The sequence below is a fragment of the Stenotrophomonas sp. 22LJNL06-5-1 genome, from assembly GCF_056861455.1.
Genome location: NZ_JBSPUE010000006.1, coordinates 105,408 through 128,146 on the forward strand (window position 1 = coordinate 105,408; position 22,739 = coordinate 128,146).

Here is a 22,739-nt window from a genome sequence, read left to right on the forward strand (position 1 = left end):
GCTGAAATGGGGGGCGGGCCGACCAGTGGCACGAAGGCACCATGACCTTTGGGATATGGTGTTGCCGTGAAGTGGTGCATTACTTTGCTACCACACCTGTCCACGCATCCTCCAGGGATCTGACGATGTCGCACCCAACCTTCCTGTCCGGCCGCCGCAGCGGAATCTGCGCTGCCGCACTGCTGATCTCCACCTCCCTGCTGCTGGGCGGTTGCGCCGCAGGGCCCAATTCCGAAGCCAAGGCTGCCGAGACCAAGGAGGAGAAGAAGGTCGATGCGGTCCCGGTCGAAGTGGCCGTGGCCAGCCACCGTGCCGTCGCGGCCAGCTACACCGGTACCGCTGCGCTGGAACCGCGCGCCGAGTCGCAGGTGGTGGCCAAGACCTCCGGCGTGGCGCTGGCGGTGCTGGTTGAGGAAGGCCAGCGGGTCACCGCCGGCCAGCCGCTGGTGCGCCTGGACCCGGACCGCGCGCGCCTGGCCGTAGCGCAGAGCGAAGCGCAGATGCGCAAGCTGGAAAACAACTACCAGCGTGCACAGAAGCTGGTCGGCCAGCAGATGGTCAGCGCCGCCGATGTCGACCAACTGCGCTACGACCTGGAGAACGTCCGCGCGCAGTACCGCCTGGCCACGCTGGAACTGTCCTACACCACCGTCGTGGCACCGATCTCCGGCGTGATCGCCTCGCGCTCGATCAAGACCGGCAACTTCGTGCAGATCAACACGCCGATCTTCCGCATCGTCGACAACTCTCGGCTGGAAGCCACCCTCAACGTGCCCGAGCGTGAGCTGGCCACCCTGCGCGCGGGACAGCCGGTGACCCTGGCCGCCGACGCGCTGCAGGGCCAGAGCTTCACCGGCACCGTCGACCGCATCGCGCCGGTGGTGGACTCTGGCAGCGGCACGTTTCGCGTGGTCAGTGCTTTCGATGGCGCCGCGCACGCGCTGCAGCCCGGCATGTTCGGGCGCATCCGCATCGATTACGACCAGCGTGCCGATGCGCTGGTGGTGCCGCGCCTGGCGCTGCTCGACGACGGTGAGCCGGCGGTGTTCCGGGTGCGCGAAGGCAAGGTCGCACGCGTTCCGGTCAAGCTGGGTTACGCCGAGGGCCCGTGGGTGGAGATCCGTGATGGCCTGGCGGCCGGTGATCAGGTGGTCACCGCCGGCAAGGTCGCCCTGCGCGACGGCACCGCAGTGCAGGTGATCGCCGATCCGAAGGCAAAGGCGAAGACGGTCGCAGCGGCCGCCAAGCCGGCAGACAAGGCCGGGAGCAAGCAATGACCGCCCCGGGCCACGACCACGGTGCCTCGCCGGCGAGCGACGGCGCCGCCGCCGGCCTGCGCGGCGGCCTGGTGGAATTCGCCACCCGCCGCCGCGTGACCATCGCCATGTGCACGGTCACGCTGCTGCTGTTCGGCCTGATCGCCTTGGGCAACCTCAAGGTCAATCTGCTGCCGGACCTGAGCTATCCGACGCTGACCGTGCGCACCGAGTACACCGGTGCGGCGCCGACCGAAATCGAAACCCTGATCACCCAGCCGGTCGAAGAAGCGGTCGGCGTGGTCAAGAACCTGCGCAAGCTGAAGTCAGTCTCGCGTACCGGCCAGAGCGATGTGGTGCTGGAGTTTGCCTGGGGCACCAACATGGACCAGGCCAGCCTGGAGGTGCGCGACAAGATGGAAGCGCTGAACCTGCCACTGGAGGCCAAGGCCCCGGTGCTGCTGCGCTTCAATCCGTCCACCGAGCCGATCATGCGCCTGGTGCTGTCCAGCAAGACCGCACCGGCCAGCGATGCCGATGCGATCCGCGAGCTGACCGGCCTGCGCCGCTATGCCGATGAAGACCTGAAGAAGAAGCTGGAGCCGGTTACCGGCGTGGCTGCGGTCAAGGTCGGTGGCGGCCTGGAAGATGAGATCCAGGTCGACATCGACCAGCAGAAGCTGGCCCAGTTGAACCTGCCGATCGACACCGTCATCAAGCGCCTGAAGGACGAGAACATCAACATCTCCGGCGGTCGCCTGGAGGAGGGTTCGCAGCGCTTCCTGGTGCGTACCGTCAATCAGTTCGCCGATCTGGAGGAGATCCGCAACCTGCTGGTCACCACCCAGGCGTCGAACGGCAGTGCGGCCGACTCGGCGTTGCAGCAGATGTTCAACATCGCCGCGTCGACCGGTTCGGCGGCAGCCATCGCGGCGGCTTCGGCGGCGCAGAGCGCATCGTCCGGTGGTGGCTCCAGCGTGGTCGCCAACGGTGTACCGGTGCGCCTGAAGGACGTGGCCACCGTGCGCCAGGGCTACAAGGAGCGCGAAGCGGTGATCCGCCTGGGCGGCAAGGAATCGGTGGAACTGGCGATCTACAAGGAAGGCGACGCCAATACCGTGTCCACCGCCGAAGCGCTGCGCAAGCGCCTGGAACAGATCAAGGGCACGTTCCCGTCCGACGTCGAGATGACCACCATCGAGGACCAGTCGCGCTTCATCGAGCACGCCATTGCCGACGTCAAGAAGGATGCGGTGATCGGTGGCCTGCTGGCGATCCTGATCATCTTCCTGTTCCTGCGTGATGGCTGGAGCACGTTCGTGATCAGCCTGTCGCTGCCGGTCTCGATCATCGCCACGTTCTTCTTCATGGGCCAGCTCGGCCTCAGCTTGAACGTGATGTCGCTGGGCGGCCTGGCGCTGGCCACCGGCCTGGTGGTGGACGACTCGATCGTGGTGCTGGAGAGCATCGCCAAGGCCCGCGAGCGTGGCCTGGGCATCCTGCAGGCGGCCATCACCGGTACCCGCGAAGTGAGCATGGCGGTGGTCGCCTCGACCCTGACCACCATCGCGGTGTTCCTGCCGCTGGTGTTCGTCGACGGCATCGCCGGCCAGCTGTTCCGCGACCAGGCACTGACCGTGGCGATCGCCATCGCGATCTCGCTGCTGGTGTCGATGACCCTGATTCCGATGCTGAGCTCGCTGAAGGGACGGCCGCCGCTGGCGTTCCCGGAAGAGGCACCGAACGAACCGTGGCAACCGCAGAACCGCTGGCAGAAGCCGGTTGCGCTGGGCCGTCGTGGCGCCGTGGCGACCGCGCGCTGGACCTTCTATGCGCTGGCCTGGCTGGTCGTGCGGGCGTGGCGTGGCGTGGTGGCGGTGGTCGGCCCGGTGATGCGCAAGGCCAGCGATCTGGCGATGAAGCCTTATGCCGGTGCCGAGCGCGGTTACCTGCGACTGCTGCCGAGTGCGCTGGCGCATCCGGGCAAAGTGCTGGGCGTGGCCTCGATCATTTTCGTGGCGACCATGGCGCTGGTGCCGATGCTCGGTGCCGACCTGATCCCGCAGTTGGCGCAGGACCGTTTCGAGATGACGGTGAAGCTGCCGGCCGGCACGCCGCTGAAGCAGACCGATGCGCTGGTGCGCGAGCTGCAGCTGGCGCATGGCAAGGGTGAAGGCGTGGCTTCGCTGTACGGCGTCAGTGGCAGCGGCACCCGCCTGGATGCCAGCCCGACTGAAAGCGGCGAGAACATCGGCAAGCTGACCGTGGTGATGGAAGGCGGCGGCAACGCGCGCACCGAAGCGGAGATCACCGAGCGCCTGCGTGACACCATGGGCCAGCATCCGGGTGCACAGGTCGACTTCGCGCGGCCGGCGCTGTTCAGCTTCTCCACGCCGCTGGAAATCGAACTGCGCGGGCAGGACATGGCGACGCTCGAAGTAGCCGGCCAGCGGCTGGCGGCGATGCTGCGCGGCAACGCGCACTACGCCGATGTGAAGTCGACAGTGGAAGAGGGCTTCCCGGAAATCCAGATCCGCTTCGACCAGGAGCGCGCCGGTGCGCTGGGCCTGACCACCCGCCAGATCGCCGATGTGGTGGTGAAGAAGGTGCGCGGCGACGTGGCCACCCGCTACAGCTTCCGTGACCGCAAGATCGACGTGCTGGTGCGTGCGCAGGAAGGTGATCGTGCCAGCGTGGAAAGCATCCGTCGGCTGATCGTCAATCCGGGCAGCACCCGGCCGGTCACCCTGGACGCGGTGGCTGACGTGGTTGCCACCACTGGCCCCAGCGAGATCCATCGTGCCGACCAGACCCGCGTCGCGGTGGTGTCGGCCAACCTGCGCGATATCGATCTCGGCGCGGCTATGCGTGAAGTGCAGCAGATGGTGGCCGAGCAGCCACTGGGCGCGGGCGTCGGCCTGCACATTGGCGGCCAGGGCGAGGAACTGGCACAGGCGGCGACGTCGCTGATCTTTGCCTTCGGCCTGGCGATCTTCCTGGTCTACCTGGTGATGGCTTCGCAGTTCGAGTCGCTGCTGCATCCGTTCGTGATCCTGTTCACCATCCCGCTGGCGCTGGTCGGCGCGATCCTGGCGCTGATGCTGACCGGCAAGCCCATCTCGGTGGTGGTGTTCATCGGCCTGATCCTGCTGGTCGGCCTGGTCACCAAGAACGCGATCATCCTGATCGACAAGGTCAACCAGCTGCGCGAGGCCGGCGTGGCCAAGCACGAAGCACTGGTGGAAGGTGCGCGCTCGCGCCTGCGGCCGATCATCATGACCACGCTGTGCACGCTGTTCGGCTTCCTGCCGCTGGCGGTGGCGATGGGCGAGGGCGCTGAAGTGCGTGCACCGATGGCGATCACCGTGATCGGCGGCCTGCTGGTGTCGACCCTGTTGACGCTGCTGGTGATCCCGGTGGTCTACGACCTGATGGATCGTCGCGGCGATGCCTACTACCGTGAGCGCGGCCGCAAGCACGCCGGCGAAATCGAGCCGGGCGCAGCAGGCAGCGCGGCGGGCACGGAGGAACCGGCATGAGTGTTGCCGAGTTCTCCATCCGCCGCCCGGTCACCACCATCATGTGCTTCGTGTCACTGGTGGTGATCGGCCTGATCGCTTCGTTCCGGCTGCCGCTGGAGGCGCTGCCGGACATCTCCGCGCCGTTCCTGTTCGTGCAGATTCCGTATACCGGTTCAACCCCGGAGGAAGTGGAGCGGACCATCATCCGCCCGGTGGAGGAATCGCTGGCGACGATGACCGGCATCAAGCGCATGCGCTCGTCGGCCACCTCCGAGGCCGCCCTGATCTTCATCGAGTTCAGCGACTGGGACCGCGACATCGCCATTGCCGCCTCCGACGCGCGCGAGCGTATCGACGCGATCCGCAGCGACCTGCCCGACGACCTGCAACGCTACAACGTGTTCAAGTGGTCCAGCAGCGACCAGCCGGTGCTGAAGGTGCGCCTGGCCAGCACCACCGACCTGACCACCGCCTACGACATGCTCGACCGCGAGTTCAAGCGGCGCATCGAGCGCATCCCCGGCGTGGCCCGCGTCGACATCACCGGTGCGCCGCCGAACGAGGTGGAGATCGCCATCGATCCGAACCGGCTCAATGCGCACGGGCTGAGCATCAACGAGTTGAGTGACCGCCTGCGCACGTTGAACTTCTCGATCTCGGCCGGACAGATCGATGACAACGGCCAGCGCGTGCGCGTGCAGCCGGTGGGCGAGATCACCGACCTGCAGGAAATGCGCGACCTGGTGATCAACGCCAAGGGCCTGCGCCTGGGCGACATCGCCGACGTGCGCCTGAAGCCGGCGCGGATGAATTACGGGCGTCGCCTGGACGGCAACCCGGCCGTCGGCCTGGACATCTTCAAGGAGCGCAGCGCCAACCTGGTCGAGGTGTCGCGGGCGGCGCTGGCCGAGGTCGAATCGATCCGCGCGGAGCCGTCGATGCGCGATGTGCAGATCAAGGTGATCGACAACCAGGGCAAGGCGGTGACCTCCTCGCTGCTGGAACTGGCCGAGGCCGGTGGCGTCGGCCTGATCCTGTCGGTGACGGTGCTGTTCTTCTTCCTGCGCCACTGGCCATCAACGCTGATGGTGACCCTGGCCATTCCGATCTGCTTCACCATCACCCTGGGCTTCATGTACTTCGTGGGGGTGACGCTGAACATCCTGACCATGATGGGCCTGCTGCTGGCGGTGGGCATGCTGGTCGATAATGCCGTGGTGGTGGTGGAGAGCATCTACCAGGAGCGCGAGCGCCTGCCGGGGCAGCCGCGGCTGGCTTCGATCATCGGTACCCGCAACGTGGCCATTGCGCTCAGCGCCGGCACGCTGTGCCACTGCATCGTGTTCGTGCCGAACCTGTTTGGCGAGACCAACAACATCAGCATCTTCATGGCGCAGATCGCGATCACCATCTCGGTCTCGCTGCTGGCCTCGTGGCTGGTCGCGGTCAGCCTGATCCCGATGCTGTCCGCGCGCATGGCTACGCCCAAACTGGTGCACTCGCAGACCGGCATGATCGCGCGCCTGCAGCGCCGCTACGCGACACTGCTGGACTGGTCGCTGCGCCATCGTGGCTGGAGCCTGCTCGGCATCGTGCTGGTGGTGCTGGTCAGCCTGGTGCCGATGAAGCTGACCAAGGTCGACATGTTCGGTGGTGACGGCGGCAAGGACATCTTCATCGGCTACATGTGGAAGGGCGCCTACACCTACCGGCAGATGTCCGAGGAAGTGGCACGGGTGGAGAGCTGGATCGACCAGAACCGCGAACGCCTGCACGTGAAGCAGGTGTATTCCTGGTACAGCGAGCAGGAAGGCAGCTCCACCGTGGTCACCCTGGACGAGAAGTACGCCAAGGACATCAAGGCGCTGCAGGAAGAACTGCGCAAGGGCCTGCCGAAGTCGGCCCGCACCGACTACTTCGTCGGCAACCAGGGCGGCGACGGCGGTGGTGGCGGCAACCAGGGCGTGCAGGTGCAGCTGGTGGGCGACTCCAGTTCGATGCTGCAGGAGATCGGCCAGGAAGTGGTGCCGCTGCTGGCGCAGCGTGCCGAGCTGCGCGATGTGCGCATCGACAATGGTGAGAAGGGCGGCGAGCTGAAGGTGCGCGTCGACCGCGAGCGTGCCGCCGCGTTCGGATTCAACGCCGAGCAGGTGGCCAGCTTCGTCGGGATGGCCCTGCGCGGTGCGCCGATGCGCGAGTTCCGCCGCGGCGACAACGAAGTGCCGGTATGGGTGCGCTTCGCCGGCGCCGAGCAGAGCAGCCCGGAAGACCTGGCCGGTTTCAGCGTGCGCACCGGTGACGGCCGCAGCGTGCCACTGCTGAGCCTGGTCACTGTCGACGTTGGTTCGTCGGCCACCCAGATCGGCCGCACCAACCGCCAGACTACGCTGACCATCAAGGCCAACCTGGCCGAGAAGGTCACCGCGCCGGATGGCCGCAAGGCGATGGAGTCCGTGCTCAAGCCGATGAACTTCCCGGCCGGCTATGGCTTCACCTTCGATGGCGGCGACTACGGCAACGACGACGAAGCGATGCAGCAGATGGTGTTCAACCTGCTGATCGCGCTGGTGATGATCTACGTGGTGATGGCGGCGGTGTTCGAATCGCTGCTGTTCCCGGCGGCAATCATGAGTGGCGTGCTGTTCTCGATCTTCGGCGTGTTCTGGCTGTTCTGGATCACCGGTACCTCGTTCGGGATCATGTCCTTCATCGGCATCCTGGTGCTGATGGGTGTGGTGGTGAACAACGGCATCGTGATGATCGAGCACATAAACAACCTGCGGCGCGGCGGCATGGGCCGTACCCAGGCACTGGTGGAAGGCTCACGCGAGCGATTGCGGCCAATCATGATGACCATGGGCACGGCGATCCTGGCGATGGTGCCGATCTCGCTGACCAATACGCAGATGTTCGGCAATGGCCCGGAGTACGCGCCGATGGCGCGCGCGATTGCCGGCGGCCTGGCGTTCTCGACCGTGGTCAGCCTGCTGTTCCTGCCGACGATCTATGCGGTGCTGGATGACCTGCGAACCGCCGTCACGCGGCTGATCCGCCGTGCGCGTGGCCTGGAGATGGTAGAGCCGGGCGCTGCCCGGCTGTAATGCACGTCAACGTGTTGTGGTGTGGGGGAGGCCGGTCGTAGTGGGGCGGCCTCCCCCTTTTTTTTCTGGGCATGGCGGCGCCAACCAAGGTTGGCACCCACCAGAGCGCAGTCGAGCATGGCTCGACGCTACACAAAGCAATCAACCGGCGACCTTGCCCCACACCTTGAACGTGGTCAGCCACAGGCCGAGCATGCTGCCGATGTTGGTCAGCATGAAAGTCAGCACCACGCGCGTGACCCGATTGCGATACCAGCCCTTCAGGCTCTGCGCATCGTCGCGCAGCTTCAGGAAGTCTTCGTACGCCGGTTTGCGCAGGCGTGCTTCCACCAGCGCCGAGAACGCGCCGGTCGGGATGCTCAAGCGGAACGGCTTGAACGGGGCCACTGCGATCGCAGTCAGGATGCTCAGCGGGTGACCGCCGGCCAGCAGGCAGCCCAGGCCCGCCAGGCCGCCGGTATACATCGCCCAGGTCGCCAGCAGCTCGGTGCCCACGCCCAGCCCGCCGCGGTAGAAGCCCACGCCGATACCGGTCGCCACGATCGCCAGGATGCCCAGCGTGAACCACGGAATGTTGCGCTTCTTCGGCACCGCTTCCAGCTCGGCGCGCAGCGGTGCCGGTGCCTCGGTGTCGGTTTCCAGGTAGCGTGCCAGACCAGCCAGATGGCCGGCGCCGACCACGGCCAGCACTTCGCGCTGGTGTGGGTCGTGTTCCTCGCGCAGGCGCGTGGCCATGTAGCGGTCGCGCTCGCCGATGATGGTCTCGTACAGCGCCGGGCTCTCGCTGGCGAACTCGCCGAAGCTCGACTCCAGCATGTCGCCCTGCTTGAGCTTCTCGATCTCGTTCTCGCCCACTTCCTCGGACGAGAACAGGCCGGCGCCGAGACCGGCAACCAGCTTCAGCTTGCCGAAGAAGCCCAGCCGCTGCGAGGCGCGACGGAAGGTCAGGCCAACCTCGCGGTCGATCAGGTGCACCGGCAGGTTGCGTTCGCGCGCCAGTTCCACCGCGCGTTTCAGCTCCGCGCCGGGCTCGATGTCGAGCTGTTCGGCCAGGCGGCGCTGGTAGGCGGACAGGGCCAGGTTGGCGGCGAACAGGGCGACGCGGCCCTTGCGGATCACCTCGACCAGGTCGAGCTTGGCCAGCGTGTCCGGATCGCTCAGCGCCTGCAGGCGTTGCGGGTCCAGTTCAACGGCCACCGCATCGAAGCGGCCGCTGTCGATGGCCTTTTCCACCGCCTCGACGCTGGCGCGGGAGACGTGGGCGGTGCCCAGCAGGGTGTAGCGCACGCCGTCGCGTTCGACGACGCGCACCGGCTGGCCGGCGAACAGGTCGTCGCCGGTCTCGGGAAGGGTTTCGGTCATGGGTTCATTCATTGGAAGGTGCGGTGTCGGCGCCATCGCCGAGCGCGCGCTGCATCTGCACGGTATCCAGCCAGCGGCCATGCTTGCGGCCGAGGCCACGGAACACGCCGACCAGCTCGAAGCCGAAGCGTTCGTGCAGCTTGATGGAGGCGGTGTTGGTCGGTTCGCCGATCACGGCCACCATCTGCCGGTAGCCACGCGCCACGCAGGCATCGATCAACGCCTGCAGCAGGCCGGTGCCCACGCCTTTGCCCTGGAACGCAGCATCGACGTAGACCGAGTTCTCCACGGTCCACTGGTAGGCAACGCGGGTGCGGTAAGTGTTGGCGTAGGCATAGCCGGCGACCTGGCCGTCGATCTCGGCAACCAGGTAGGGGAAGCCGCGGTCGATGATGTCACGCATGCGGCGCAGCATCTCGGTCGCGTCCGGGATGTCGTACTCGTAAGTGTTGACGAAGTCGGTCACTTCCACCGCGTAGATCGCGGTGATCGCGGCGATGTCGGCCGGGCCGGCATCACGGATGAGGACGGCCATGCGCGGGCTCCGGCTCAGTCGATGTAGCGCTTGAGCAGGTCACCGTACGCGTCGATGCGACGGTCGCGCAGGAACGGCCAGATGCGGCGCACGTGCTCGCTGCGCTGCAGGTCGACATCGCACAGCAGCACGGTGGCGTCGGTGCCGGCTTCGGCCAGGAACTCGCCCTGCGGGCCCAGCACGTGGCTGTTGCCCCAGAACTGGATGCCCGACGCGCCCAGCGGCGAGGCCTCGTGGCCGACGCGGTTGCAGCTCAGCACCGGCAGGCCGTTGGCCACGGCGTGGCCGCGGTGGCTCAGCACCCAGGCGTCGCGCTGGCGGGTCTTCTCGTCCTGCACGTCGTCCGGGTCCCAGCCGATCGCGGTCGGGTAGAGCAGCAGCTCGGCACCGGCCAGCGCCATCAGGCGCGCCGCTTCCGGGTACCACTGGTCCCAGCACACCAGCACGCCAAGGCGACCGACCGAGGTATCGATCGGCTTGAAGCCGATGTCGCCCGGGGTGAAGTAGAACTTCTCGTAGAAGCCCGGATCGTCCGGGATGTGCATCTTGCGGTACTTGCCGAGCAGCGTACCGTCCTTCTCGAACACCACCGCGGTGTTGTGGTACAGGCCGGCAGCGCGGCGCTCGAACAGCGAGCCGACCAGCACCACGCCATGCTTCTTCGCCAGCGCGCCCAGGCGCTCGGTGCTCGGGCCCGGAATCGGTTCGGCCAGGTCGAATTCGTCCACCGATTCGTGCTGGCAGAAGTACGGACCGTTATGCAGTTCCTGCAGCAGCACCAGCTTGGCACCCTGTGCAGCCGCCTCGGCCACGCGTGCTTCGATCACCGCCAGGTTGGCGGCGGCATCACCGTGGTTGCGCTCCTGGATCAGGGCGACGGTAAGGGGGCTGCGCGAGTTCATGCGGGGCGTTCCTGCGGGGGAAAACCAGCATGTTAGCGCGGATGGGCGGCGACGGCGTGTCGCGCGCTGAATGGGTGCGATCGGTAGTGCCGGCCGTTGGCCGGCAACCCCGTCAATCCATCAGGCAGTGCAGGGTTGCCGGCCAGCGGCCGGCACTACCGTCATGCCTTCAGCAACCCTGCCGGCAGCTGCATGGTGATGCAGTGCAGGCTGCCGTTCTGCCAGATCAGCGAACGGCAGGGCACCTGCACGATCTCACGGCCCGGGTGCGCCTGCGCCAGCACATCGCGGGCCAGGTCGTCGGCCGGATCGCCGTAGGCCGGCATCAGCACTGCGCCATTGACGATCAGGTAGTTCGCGTACGACGCAGCCAGGCGGCGGCCTTCGTCGATCACCGGCTGTGCCCACGGCAGCGGGAACAGGCGATACGGCTGGCCATCCTTGGTACGCAGCGCCGCAAGCTCGTTGCCCATCGCCTGCAGTTCGGCGTAGTGCGAGTCGCTCTCGTCGTCGCAGGCCTGGTAGACGATGCTGTCAGCCGAGGCGAAGCGGGCGAGGGTGTCGATATGCGCGTCGGTGTCGTCGCCTTCCAGGTAGCCGTGGTCCAGCCACAGCACGCGGTCCTGCTGCAGCCAGTCGGCCAGGTCGGCGCTCAGGCTGGCGCGGTCGCGGTCCGGATGGCGCTCGTGCAGGCACTTCCAGGTGGTCAGCAGGGTGCCTTCGCCGTCGGTTTCGATGCCGCCGCCTTCCAGGGCGAACGGAATGCTGCGCACCGGCGCATCGTTGAACACGCCGGCCTGGTCGAGCGCGCCCACCAGCTGGTCATCCAGGGTGGCGTCGAACTTGCCGCCCCAGCCGGTGAAGCGGAAATCCAGCAACTGGAACCCGCCGTCGGCACGGCGCAGGGTGATCGGGCCGGAGTCGCGCAGCCAGGTATCGTCGTAGGCCGCCGTGGTGAAGTGGACCTTGTCCATGTCGATGCGGTTGGAGCGCAGCCGCATCTCGGCGTAGGTCTCCACGTCATCGTCGGCCACGCAGATCAGCACCGGCTGGAAGCGGGTGATGGCCGCGACCAGGGCGATGTAGGTCTCTTCCACCTGGCCCAGGCGGTCAGCCCAGTCGGTGTCGGCGGTGGGCCAGGCAATCAGGACGCCGCTCTGGGCTTCCCACTCGGCAGGAAAACGAAGGGTCTGGTTCATGGTCTCGCTACACAGGCCCGCCCACGGCGGGTAAAGGGATCAACGGATCGGCGGTTTCGGGCCGATTTCGTTCGGGTCCGCCTGGTTGGCCACCACGTCGATCACCTTCTGCTTCTCGAAGTAGACGGTGAACTGCGGGTACACCCAGCGGTTGATGGTCGGCCATTGCCGCTTCTGCCCGCCACGCGGCTGCAGCTGCTCGCTCGGCGCGCCGAACTGCGCCTGCACCTGCTGCATGCTCTGGCCGCGCACGGGCAGGGCGCCGGCCGGCTTCTCTCGGGCACGGTCGACAAGCAGGGTATCGGCCAGCGCCGGCGTGGCGGCGGCCAGGGTGGCCATCACGGCCAGGGCGGACAGGTAACGCTTCATCTCGATCTACTCCCCAGTGGTCAAGAAAGGCGATTACAGCAAAAACGGCAGGAAAAAGCCGCATAAACAAAAAACCGCCCGAAGGCGGCTTTTTGCATCGGGTCGGCCCCGCGTAGGGCCAGCCGCAGCCGCGAAGGCTGTTGGGCTTAGCGCTGACGCGCCTTGAAACGCGGGTTCGACTTGCAGATGACGAAGATCTTGCCACGACGACGCACGACCTTGCAGTCACGGTGACGGGCCTTCGCCGACTTCAGGGAGGACAGGACTTTCATGGCATACCTCGGCGTAAACAGTAGTTGTTCGGGTGGAGCGTGGCCGCGATATGCGAAAGACAATCGGCAGTTGACGCTCGTTCAAGCCCGCCATTCTACCGGGCTTTTCCTCATGGTTTCAAGTGGTTGCACAAAAGATCCCATTGGGGGCGTCTGACAGGGGCTAGAATGACCCCTTCACACGCTCTGGGAACCCCATGAATCCACTCGCTCCCGTCCTGACCATCGACGGCCCTTCAGGGGCTGGCAAGGGTACCATCAGCCGCATCATCGCGCGCCGGATGGGCTGGCATTACCTGGATTCGGGCGCGCTGTACCGGGCGGTGGGCGTGGCCGCAAGCTGGGCCGACATCGATACCTCCGATGCCTCGGCACTGGTCCGCTGCACCTTCGATACCCACGTTCAGTTTGTCGAGCAGGGCGATGCCATGCGGGTCATGGTGAACGGCACCGATGCCACTGACGAGCTGCGCCTGGAGACCACCGGTGCGCTGGCCTCGGCCATTGCCGCCATTCCCGAGGTCCGCGCCGCCCTGAAGGAGCGCCAGCGCGCATTCAGGGAGCTGCCCGGCCTGGTTGCCGATGGCCGCGACATGGGCACGGTGATCTTCAAGGACGCCCCCTACAAGGTCTTCCTGACCGCCAGTGCCGAGGAGCGCGCCGAGCGCCGGCATAAGCAGTTGAAAGACAAGGGGGTTTCTGTTAACTTTGATGACCTCCTGCGCGAGATCATGGCCCGCGACGCCCGTGACGCTCAGCGTACCGTGGCGCCCCTGAAGCCGGCAGACGATGCTGTCCTCATCGACACCACAGGCATCGGCATCGATGATGTCGTTGCCAGAGTGATGGATCTGCTTCCGGTTCCGGCTGCCTGATCCGTTCGCGCGGGAGCACTGCCAGCAGCATCGGCGGTGGTCGCGCATAGCAGTGCTGTACCAGCTCCGTCGCGCAATGATGCGTGGCGGTTTTCCTACTACACACGACCTGCGTTTCCGGGGTCGACCAACAGGCGGGCGGTCGCCATTCCCCTGAAGGGGACGCCACCGACCCATGTGTCCAACAGAGTAAATCTAATGACCGAATCATTTGCCGAACTGTTTGAAGCCAGCCAGGCCAACCTGGCCAAGCTGAAGCCGGGCGCCATCGTCAGCGGTACCGTTGTTGAAGTCCGCGGCGACGTCGTGGTGATCAACGCTGGCCTGAAGTCCGAAGGCATCGTGCCGATCGAACAGTTCCGTAACGACGCTGGCGAAATCGACGTCGCCGAAGGCGACATCGTCAAGGTCGCCCTCGACTCGATCGAGAACGGCTTCGGCGAAACCGTCCTGTCGCGCGAGAAGGCCAAGCGCGCGATGGTGTGGGACGAGCTGGAAGAAGCGTTGGAAAAGAACGAAACCATCACCGGCCGCATCAGCGGCAAGGTCAAGGGTGGTTTCACCGTGGACATCAAGGATGTCCGCGCCTTCCTGCCGGGTTCCCTGGTCGATGTGCGCCCGGTGCGCGATCCGGCCTACCTGGAAGGCAAGGAACTCGAGTTCAAGCTCATCAAGCTGGACCGCAAGCGTAACAACGTCGTGGTCTCGCGCCGCGCTGTCGTCGAGAGCGAGCACTCGGAAGAGCGCGAGCAGCTGATGGACAAGCTGCAGGAAGGCGCGATCCTGAAGGGTGTCGTCAAGAACCTGACCGATTACGGCGCGTTCGTGGACCTGGGCGGTATCGACGGCCTGCTGCACATCACCGACATGGCGTGGAAGCGCGTGCGTCACCCGTCGGAAGTCGTGAACGTCGGCGACGAGCTGGACGTCCGCGTGCTGAAGTTCGACCGCGAGCGCAACCGCGTTTCGCTGGGCCTGAAGCAGCTGGGCGAGGATCCGTGGGACAACATCGGCCGTCGTTACCCGGCCAACAGCCGCGTCTTCGGCAAGGTCTCCAACGTCACCGATTACGGTGCGTTCGTTGAGATCGAGCCGGGCGTCGAAGGCCTGGTGCACGTCTCCGAGATGGATTGGACCAACAAGAACGTCAACCCGTCCAAGGTTGTCCAGGTTGGTGATGAAGTCGAAGTGATGGTGCTGGACGTCGATGAAGAGCGTCGCCGTATCTCGCTGGGCATGAAGCAGGTTGCCGCCAATCCGTGGGAAACCTTCGCTGCCACCCACAAGAAGGGTGACAAGGTGTCGGGCCAGATCAAGTCGATCACCGACTTCGGCATCTTCATCGGCCTGGACGGCGGCATCGACGGTCTGGTCCACCTGTCCGACATCAGCTGGAACACCACCGGCGAAGACGTCGTTCGCAACTTCAAGAAGGGCGATACCCTGGACGCCGTCGTCCTGGCTGTCGATCCGGAGCGCGAGCGCATCTCCCTGGGCGTGAAGCAGCTGGAGCAGGATCCGTTCGGCCAGTACATGGCTGCCAATCCGAAGGGCTCCAAGGTCGAAGGCGTGGTGAAGGAAGTCGACGCCAAGGGCGCGATCATCGAGCTGGCTGACGGCATCGAAGGTTACGTCTCGGCCCGCGACATCGCCAACGAGCGCGTTGACGACGCCACCCAGCACCTGAAGGTCGGCGACAAGGTCGAAGCCAAGTTCGTGGGCATGGACCGCAAGGGCCGCACCCTGCAGCTGTCGATCAAGGCCAAGGACGACGCTGAAATGCGCGAAGTGCTGGAGGAATACCAGTCTTCTTCGGCTTCCAGCGGCACCACCCAGCTGGGCGCGCTGCTGCGTGCACAGCTGAACGGCAACAAGTCCGAGTAATCGGCCTTACGCTGTTCGTTGTTTCCTGGACGGCCCGGGCATTGCCCGGGCCGTTTCAGGCTGGGATACCCCTGATGTGAGCCGGTAATGACCAAATCCGAACTGATCGAAATCCTTGCGCGCCGCCAGGCGCACCTGAAGGCCGATGATGTCGATCTGGCGGTGAAGTCGTTGCTGGAAATGATGGGCGGATCGCTGTCCGCCGGGGATCGCATCGAAATCCGTGGTTTTGGCAGCTTCTCGCTGCACTATCGTCCGCCGCGCCTGGGTCGCAACCCGAAGACCGGCGAATCGGTTGCCCTGCCGGGCAAGCACGTCCCCCATTTCAAGCCGGGCAAGGAACTGCGCGAGCGGGTCAGCAGTGTGCTGCCGCTGGACGCCGATCCGGCCTGAGCCTCCCGTCGCGCCACCGCGTGCGAATCCAGCCGCGAGTCGGATAAGCTACGGACTCCTGCCACTGGAGCTGTCGCATGAAGGTTTTTCGTCTGCTGGTCCTGCTGGCGGTTCTGATCCTTGGATTGATCATCGGTGCGGTCAACATGACCGCAATGTCGATCAACCTGCTGTTTACCCAACTGCACACCTCGGTGGGCGTGGCCCTGATCGCCGCGCTGCTGGTGGGTGTCATCGTCGGCGCTGGCCTGGTGCTGGTGAGCGTGGTCATTCCGCTCTACAGCCAGTTGCGCCGCGCCAACAAGTCCGCTGTCGCCACGCCGGCACCGGTTGCTTCCCCCCAATCCTTTGATGGACGCTGATCGAAGATGGATTTCGTCACCGAGTGGTTCTGGTTCTTCCTGTTCGTTCCGCTGGCCGCACTGGCCGGGTGGGTGATCGGACGGCGTGGTGGTCAACGCCACGGTGACAGCCAGGTCAGCCGCCTGTCCAGCACCTACTTCCGCGGCCTGAACTATCTGCTCAACGAGCAGCCGGACAAGGCCATCGAGCTGTTCCTGCACATCGCCGAGCTGGACAAGGAAACCTTCGAGACCCAGGTCGCGCTGGGCCACCTGTTCCGCCGTCGCGGCGAAGTCGACCGCGCCATCCGACTGCACCAGGGCCTGGTCAACCGCCACGACCTCAGTGATGCGCAACGCGTGCAGGCGCTGCTGGCGCTGGGCGAGGACTACATGAAGTCCGGCCTGCTGGACCGCGCCGAGACCGTGTTCACCGAACTGGCCCAGCTGGACCAGCGTGCGCCGCAGGCACTCAAGCACCTGATCGGCATCTACCAGGCCGAGCGCGACTGGGAAAAGGCGATCGACAACGCCACCCGTTTCGAGGACGTCACCGGCGAGCCGATGGGCAAGCTGATCGGGCAGTTCGAGTGCGAACTGGCCGAACGTTTCCGCGGCGCCGGCAAGCTGGAAGAGGCGAGGGCGGCGATTGCCCGGGCCTACCAGGCCGATGCGATGTCGGTGCGTGCCGGCATCATTGAAGGCCGCCTGGAAACCGATGCCGGCAATCCGGAAGCGGCCGTGCGCGCCTTCGAGCGCGCTGCGCGCAATGATCCGGAGTACCTGCCGGAGCTGCTGCCGGCGCTGATGCAGAACTACCGCAAGGTGGGCGATCTGGCAGGCGCGCGCGCCTTCCTGTCGGAGATGACCGAGCACTACCGTGGCATTGCTCCGGTGCTGGCGCTGACCCGCCTGATGGAAGAGCAGGAGGGCGTGGCCCCGGCCCGTGCCTACCTGGGTCGCCAGCTCAAGGATCGCCCGTCGGTGCGTGGCGAGTCCGCGCTGATCGACCTGACCCTGGCTGAAGGTGCCGATTCCACGGCGACCCTGCACGACCTCAAGCACATCACCGACCAGTTGCTGGTGCGCAACCCGGCTTATCGCTGCACCCGTTGTGGTTTCGGTGCGCGCACCCACCACTGGCAGTGCCCGAGCTGCAAGGAGTGGGGTACGGTCAAGCCGCTGCTGAACTACGCGGTGCTCTGATCCATGCCGTGGCTCGTGATGGGCGCGCTGCTGGGCCTGGCCCTGCTGAGTGCGGCATTGACTTGGGCAGCGCGGGGCTACGCGCTGCGCCGGCAACTGTTTGACCAGCCGGGCGAGCGACGCAGCCATAGCGTAGCGACCCCGCGCGGCGGCGGTATCGCCATCGTCATCAGCCTGCTGGTGACCGCCGGTGTTGCCATGTGGGCCTGGCCCGAAGCGCTTCCGAGCCTGCTGGTTGCCAGCCTTGGCCTGGCGCTGGTGGCGGGTATCGGCTGGTGGGACGACCACCGGCCGCTTCCGGCGATGCGTCGCTTGATGGTGCACTTCATCGCCGCCGCGCTGCTGGCCGCGCTGGTCAAGGTCCACGGCGGCAGCTGGCTGCTGGCCGTGCTGGTCCTGCTGTTCACTGCCTCGCTGATCAACATCTGGAATTTCATGGATGGGATCAACGGCATCGCGGCCAGCCAGGCCATCGTGGTCGCGCTGGGGCTGGCACCGCTGCTGCCCTGGCCGTACTCGCTGGCGGCGGTCGCGTTGGGCCTGGCCTGCCTGGGCTTCCTGCCGTTCAACTTCCCGCGGGCCCGGATCTTCATGGGCGATGTCGGAAGTGGCGCGCTGGGCTATGCGGTGGCGGCAGTGCTGGCACTGGCCAGCGTAAAGACCGACATCCACTGGATCCTGCTGCTGGTGTCGGCATCGCCCTTCCTTGTGGACGCGGGCTTCACACTGCTGGCGCGCATCATTTCCGGACAACGCTGGATGGAACCCCATACCCAGCACGTCTACCAGCGCGCGGTGCAGGCAGGAGCCAGTCACGCCCAGGTAACAGGGATGTACTTTGCTTTAGGCCTGTTCAGTATTACAGTGCTCAATGTCTGCTCCAATCTGCAGCCGAGGTGGGAGGCTGCCGTGGCGATCGCGTGGTTCATTGCGCTGAGCGTCCTCTGGCTCCTCCTGCGCAATGGATTGCGCCACCCAAAAGGAAATACCTGACTTATGGCTTCACCCTGGCGGGACAGAATCCTCGGCCTGATGCCGCGTTCGGCCATCGTCTGCCACGACCTGTTCATGGTCTGGGCATGCTGGCAGCTGCTCCACGCGGGGCGGTACTCGATCCTGGCCAACGCCCCCGAGCTCCCGCTCTGGAACGTCGACACCACGCTGGTACTGCTGCTGCAGGGCATGGTGTTCTGGCGCGTGGGCCTCTATCGCGGCCTGTGGCGATTCGCCAGCGTCAGCGACCTGCTGAACATCTTCAAGGCCAGCTTCATCGGCATGGTCGCCATCGTGCTGGTGCTGATGTGGAAGCGCTTCGACGGCGTGCCGATGTCGGTGCTGGTGATCTATCCGTTCGCGCTGTCGGCGCTGCTGGGCGCGCCGCGCCTGCTGTACCGGGCCTGGAAGGACTATCAGGCGCTGCAGTCGGACTCGTCCGCCCGTCGCGTGCTGATCCTGGGGGCCGGCCAGGCCGCCGAGACCCTGGTCCGTGACCTGCGCCGTTCCGGTAACTTCGAGCCGGTCGGCCTGCTGGACGACGCGCCGCACCTGCGCGGTGCCAAGCTGCAGGGCCTGCCGATCCTCGGCACCCTGGACGATGCGCCGACGGTGGTCCGTGAGACGGCGGCCAAGCTGCTGGTGATCGCCATTCCGTCGCTGGACGCGGCGGGCATGCAGCGCATCGTCGCCATCTGCGAAAGCACCGGCGTGCCGTTCCGCACTGTGCCCAAGCTCAGCGACATCCTGCAGGGCCAGTCGCTGCCCGGGCAGCTGAAGGAAGTGGCGATCGAGGACCTGCTCGGCCGCAAGCCGATCATGCCGGACTGGAACCTGATCCGTGGCTGGTTGGGCGGGCGTACGGTGATGGTCACCGGCGCCGGCGGTTCGATCGGTTCCGAGCTGTGCCGCCAGTGCGCGCGTCACGGTGCCGGCCGCATCATCCTGCTCGAGATCAGCGAACTGCTGCTGCTGACCATCGAAGGCGAGCTGCGGCGCAGCTTCCCGGACGTCGAGATCGAAGCGGTGCTGGGCGACTGCGGTGACCCGGCAGTGATCCGCCACGCCCTGTCGCTGCACCCCGTCGACACCGCCTTCCATGCCGCCGCGTACAAGCATGTGCCGGTGCTGGAGCGGCAGCTGCGCGAAGCGGTGCGCAACAACATCCTGGCCACCGAGAACGTGGCCCGCGCCTGCCTGGAAGCGCGCGTCGAGCATTTCGTGTTCATTTCCACCGACAAGGCGGTCGACCCGGTCAATGCACTGGGCGCCAGCAAGCGCTATGCGGAGATGATCTGCCAGAGCCTGGACCAGAAGTCCACGCATACCCGTTTCGTCACGGTGCGCTTCGGCAACGTGCTGGCCTCGGCCGGCAGCGTGGTGCCGCTGTTCCGCGAACAGATCCTGCGTGGCGGTCCGGTGACCGTCACCGACCCGGAAGTCAGTCGCTACTTCATGACCATCCCGGAGGCCTGCCAGCTGATCCTGCAGGCGGCCGCTTCGGCATCGCATGGTGCGATCTATACGCTCGACATGGGCGAGCCGGTGCCGATCCGCGTGCTGGCCGAGCAGATGATCCGCCTGGCTGGCAAGCAGCCGTACAAGGACATTCAGATCATCTACACCGGGCTGCGTCCGGGCGAGAAGCTGCACGAGACGCTGTTCTATTCGGACGAGGACTACCGTTCCACCGCGCACCCGAAGATTCTCGAGGCCGGTGTGCGCACGTTCGCGCGCGATGTGGTCCTGGGCAATGTTCCGCGCCTGCGCGATGCCGTGGCTGGTTACGACACCACCAGCATCCAGGAGATCCTGTTCGCGACGATGCCGGAGTTCTCTCCCATCGAACAGGATGCTTACATTTCATCCGCTAAAGTTGTGCCCTTTCCGGCACGTGAGGCCAACAGGCACCAATGAGCAAGCGAATTCGCAAGGCAGTTTTTCCAGTGGCAGGGCTCGGGACGCGCTTTTTGCCGGCAACCAAGACGGTTCCGAAGGAAATGTTGCCGATCATTGATCGTCCGTTGATCCAGTACGCGGTCGATGAAGCGATTGAAGCCGGTTGCGACACGCTGGTGTTCATCACCAACCGCTACAAGCATGCCGTGGCCGACTACTTCGACAAGGCCTACGAACTGGAGCAGAAGCTCGAGCGCGCCGGCAAGCAGGAGCAGCTGGAGATGATCCGCCATGTGCTGCCCAATGGCGTGCGCGCGATCTTCGTGACCCAGGCTGAAGCTCTGGGCCTGGGCCATGCAGTGCTGTGCGCCAAGGCGGTGATCGGTGACGAACCGTTCGCGGTGCTGCTGCCGGATGACCTGATCTGGAACCGCGGTGACGGTGCACTGAAGCAGATGGCCGACCTCAACGAGGCCAGTGGTGCCAGCGTGATCGCCGTTGAAGACGTGCCGCACGACAAGACTGCCAGCTACGGCATCGTTGCCACTGACGCGTTCGACGGCCGCAAGGGTCGCATTTCGCAGATCGTGGAGAAGCCGAAGCCGGAGGACGCGCCAAGTGACCTGGCCGTGGTCGGCCGCTATGTGCTGAGCCCGAAGATCTTCGAGCTGCTGGAGCAGACCGGCAGCGGTGCCGGTGGCGAGATCCAGCTGACCGACGCGATCGCGCAGCTGCTGAAGACCGAAGAGGTGGATGCCTACCGTTTCGAGGGCACCCGCTTTGACTGCGGTACGCACCTGGGTCTGGTGGAGGCGACGATCCGCTTCGCGCTGGACAACCCGAAGCTGGCCGGCCCGGCGCGGGAGAAGCTGACGGCGATGTTGGCGGAATAAGGTTTATCAAGCGTTCCGTCAGCGCCTTCCTGCCAAAGTGGGGGAGGCGTGGGCAGTCCGCTGCAGGACACGCCGTAAACCCATCCCTGGGGGCTCGATGGCGCCATCCATGGCGCCAACGGTCCTGCAGCGGACTGCCCACGCCTCTCGACAGTTTCCTGCGAGCGCGGACGGGAAGGGCGGAATCAAGGGCAAGAGCAAAAGCAAAAAGGCAGCCATAGGCTGCCTTTTCTGCTTGTTGGGGTCAGATCCCTTTGCGCAGCAAAGGGATCTGACCCCAGCTCTTGATCCTGCCTTTGCTCACCCCTCCGCCGCGCGGAATGATGGATGGCGCGGGTGGGTGAGGCTGACCGGGACTGTCAGCGGCATGGATGCCGCTGCCAAGCCCCCAGGGACGGGTTCACGGCGTGTCCCGGGCAGCCTCACCCACCCGGGCCCTGCAAGCAGACCGACATCCCGCCGGCAACGCTTTGAACCTTACAGCGCCTCGAAAATACCCGCTGCACCCATGCCGGTGCCGATGCACATCGTCACCATGCCGTACTTCTGCTGGCGACGACGCAGGCCGTGCAGCAGGGTTGCGGTACGGATCGCGCCGGTTGCACCCAGCGGATGGCCCAGGGCAATGGCGCCGCCCAGCGGATTGACCTTGCTCGGGTCCAGGCCGCAGTCGCGGATCACTGCCAGCGACTGCGCGGCGAACGCTTCGTTCAGTTCAATCCAGTCCAGCTGGTCCTGGGTCAGGCCGGCCTGCTTCAGTGCCTTCGGGATCGCGGCGATCGGGCCGATGCCCATCACTTCCGGACGCACGCCGGCTACCGAGAAGCTGACGAAACGCGCCAGCGGGGTCAGGCCGTAATCCTTGATCGCCTGCTCGGAGGCCAGCAGCACGGCGCCGGCGCCATCGCTCATCTGCGACGAGTTGCCAGCGGTGACGGTGCCGCCGAACTGGCCGTTGCGGAACACCGGGCGCAGCTTGGCCAGGCCTTCAGCGGACGAATCCGGGCGCGGGCCTTCGTCGGTGTCGGCGATCTTGTTGCGGGTGATGATGCGCTTGCCGTCAGCGAGGTCCGGCTGGTGCGAGACGATCTCGTACGGGCTGATCTCGTCCTTGAAGTCGCCGTTCTGGATGGCGGCCATCGCCTTCTGGTGCGAGGCCAGGGCGAAGGCGTCCTGCTCTTCGCGCGAGACCTTCCACTCTTCGGCGACCTTCTCGGCGGTGATGCCCATGCCGTAGGCGATGGCAACATGGTCGTTGTCGAACACGCTCGGCGCCATCGCGATCTTGTTGCCCATCATCGGCACCATCGACATCGACTCGGTGCCACCGGCCAGCATCAGGTCGGCATTGCCCAGGCGGATCGCGTCGGCGGCCTGCGCCACGGCCTGCAGGCCGGAGGAGCAGAAGCGGTTCACGGTCTGTGCGGCGATGGTGTTCGGCAGGCCGGCCAGCAGCACGCCGATGCGCGCCACGTTCATGCCCTGCTCGGCTTCCGGCATGGCGCAGCCGATGATCGCGTCATCGATGCGGTTGACGTCCACGCCCGGGGCCTGGGCGACGACGCTGCGCAGCACGTGCGCAAGCATGTCGTCGGGGCGGGTGTTGCGGAACATGCCCTTGGGCGCCTTGCCAACCGGAGTACGGGTGGCGGCGACGATGTAGGCGTCCTGGATTTGCTTGGTCATTGCAGTGATCTCTCGAATTTTTTAGCCGGAGTGCCGACCAACGGTCGGCACC

General features: G+C 65.8%; 18 protein-coding genes. 11 read left to right on the forward strand and 7 right to left on the reverse strand.

Annotated features, from left to right (window positions below):
* Positions 1–125: 125 nt before the first annotated feature.
* The 3 genes from AC13GF_RS14035 to AC13GF_RS14045 are packed head-to-tail and all read left to right on the forward strand — an operon-like array spanning position 126 to position 7,878.
* A complete protein-coding gene (locus AC13GF_RS14035) occupies positions 126–1,277 on the forward strand; it encodes an efflux RND transporter periplasmic adaptor subunit (protein WP_483005004.1) in 1,152 nt (383 codons plus the stop codon).
* Positions 1,274–4,795: an efflux RND transporter permease subunit gene (locus AC13GF_RS14040; protein ID WP_483005005.1), complete on the forward strand. Its 3,522-nt coding sequence runs from the start codon at positions 1,274–1,276 to the stop codon at positions 4,793–4,795. Before AC13GF_RS14035 ends, AC13GF_RS14040 begins: the two co-directional genes overlap by 4 nt.
* Positions 4,792–7,878 (forward strand): efflux RND transporter permease subunit, encoded by a 3,087-nt coding sequence (locus tag AC13GF_RS14045; RefSeq protein ID WP_483005006.1) that lies wholly within the window; start codon positions 4,792–4,794, stop codon positions 7,876–7,878. The genes AC13GF_RS14040 and AC13GF_RS14045 overlap by 4 nt, the downstream gene beginning before the upstream one ends.
* A gap of 141 nt (positions 7,879–8,019) precedes the next feature.
* Here the strand turns inward: AC13GF_RS14045 and AC13GF_RS14050 are convergent, their stop codons facing one another.
* The 6 genes from AC13GF_RS14050 to ykgO form a co-directional block, all read right to left on the reverse strand.
* Positions 8,020–9,240 carry a TraB/GumN family protein gene (locus AC13GF_RS14050; RefSeq protein ID WP_478057143.1) on the reverse strand — a complete coding sequence of 407 codons (1,221 nt, stop codon included), beginning with the start codon at positions 9,238–9,240 and terminating at the stop codon, positions 8,020–8,022.
* A gap of 4 nt (positions 9,241–9,244) precedes the next feature.
* Complete coding sequence (locus tag AC13GF_RS14055) at positions 9,245–9,775, reverse strand: GNAT family N-acetyltransferase (RefSeq protein ID WP_483005007.1); 531 nt, start codon at positions 9,773–9,775, stop codon at positions 9,245–9,247.
* A 14-nt stretch (positions 9,776–9,789) separates the two neighbouring features.
* Positions 9,790–10,677 (reverse strand): carbon-nitrogen hydrolase, encoded by an 888-nt coding sequence (locus tag AC13GF_RS14060; RefSeq protein WP_005409280.1) that lies wholly within the window; start codon positions 10,675–10,677, stop codon positions 9,790–9,792.
* Positions 10,678–10,838: 161 nt separating this feature from the next.
* Positions 10,839–11,876 carry an agmatine deiminase family protein gene (locus AC13GF_RS14065; RefSeq protein ID WP_483005008.1) on the reverse strand — a complete coding sequence of 346 codons (1,038 nt, stop codon included), beginning with the start codon at positions 11,874–11,876 and terminating at the stop codon, positions 10,839–10,841.
* A 39-nt stretch (positions 11,877–11,915) separates the two neighbouring features.
* On the reverse strand, positions 11,916–12,215 hold the full coding sequence (locus tag AC13GF_RS14070) for a hypothetical protein (protein ID WP_227837998.1): 300 nt from the start codon (positions 12,213–12,215) through the stop codon (positions 11,916–11,918).
* Positions 12,216–12,391: 176 nt separating this feature from the next.
* Positions 12,392–12,517: a type B 50S ribosomal protein L36 gene (gene ykgO, locus AC13GF_RS14075; protein WP_005409283.1), complete on the reverse strand. Its 126-nt coding sequence runs from the start codon at positions 12,515–12,517 to the stop codon at positions 12,392–12,394.
* Positions 12,518–12,714: 197 nt separating this feature from the next.
* Here ykgO and cmk point away from each other — a divergent pair, with 197 nt between their 5' ends.
* From cmk to galU, 8 genes are all read left to right on the forward strand, one after another.
* A complete protein-coding gene (cmk, locus tag AC13GF_RS14080) occupies positions 12,715–13,392 on the forward strand; it encodes a (d)CMP kinase (RefSeq protein ID WP_483005009.1) in 678 nt (225 codons plus the stop codon).
* 198 nt (positions 13,393–13,590) lie between these two features.
* Positions 13,591–15,276: a 30S ribosomal protein S1 gene (gene rpsA / locus AC13GF_RS14085; RefSeq protein WP_005416230.1), complete on the forward strand. Its 1,686-nt coding sequence runs from the start codon at positions 13,591–13,593 to the stop codon at positions 15,274–15,276.
* 87 nt (positions 15,277–15,363) lie between these two features.
* Positions 15,364–15,669, forward strand: a complete 306-nt coding sequence (locus tag AC13GF_RS14090; protein ID WP_005409286.1) for an integration host factor subunit beta — start codon at positions 15,364–15,366, stop codon at positions 15,667–15,669.
* 77 nt (positions 15,670–15,746) lie between these two features.
* Positions 15,747–16,031 (forward strand): LapA family protein, encoded by a 285-nt coding sequence (locus AC13GF_RS14095; protein WP_010484569.1) that lies wholly within the window; start codon positions 15,747–15,749, stop codon positions 16,029–16,031.
* Between the two features lie 6 nt (positions 16,032–16,037).
* Complete coding sequence (lapB, locus tag AC13GF_RS14100; protein WP_005416232.1) at positions 16,038–17,216, forward strand: lipopolysaccharide assembly protein LapB; 1,179 nt, start codon at positions 16,038–16,040, stop codon at positions 17,214–17,216.
* 3 nt (positions 17,217–17,219) lie between these two features.
* Positions 17,220–18,209 carry an MraY family glycosyltransferase gene (locus AC13GF_RS14105; protein ID WP_483005010.1) on the forward strand — a complete coding sequence of 330 codons (990 nt, stop codon included), beginning with the start codon at positions 17,220–17,222 and terminating at the stop codon, positions 18,207–18,209.
* 3 nt (positions 18,210–18,212) lie between these two features.
* Positions 18,213–20,126 (forward strand): polysaccharide biosynthesis protein, encoded by a 1,914-nt coding sequence (locus AC13GF_RS14110; protein WP_483005011.1) that lies wholly within the window; start codon positions 18,213–18,215, stop codon positions 20,124–20,126.
* Complete coding sequence (galU, locus tag AC13GF_RS14115) at positions 20,123–21,001, forward strand: UTP--glucose-1-phosphate uridylyltransferase GalU (RefSeq protein WP_019336276.1); 879 nt, start codon at positions 20,123–20,125, stop codon at positions 20,999–21,001. The genes AC13GF_RS14110 and galU overlap by 4 nt, the downstream gene beginning before the upstream one ends.
* A gap of 477 nt (positions 21,002–21,478) precedes the next feature.
* Here galU and AC13GF_RS14120 read toward each other — a convergent pair whose 3' ends face one another.
* Positions 21,479–22,687, reverse strand: coding sequence for an acetyl-CoA C-acyltransferase (locus AC13GF_RS14120; RefSeq protein ID WP_482996838.1), 1,209 nt, complete (start codon positions 22,685–22,687; stop codon positions 21,479–21,481).
* Between the last annotated feature and the right edge of the window lie 52 nt (positions 22,688–22,739).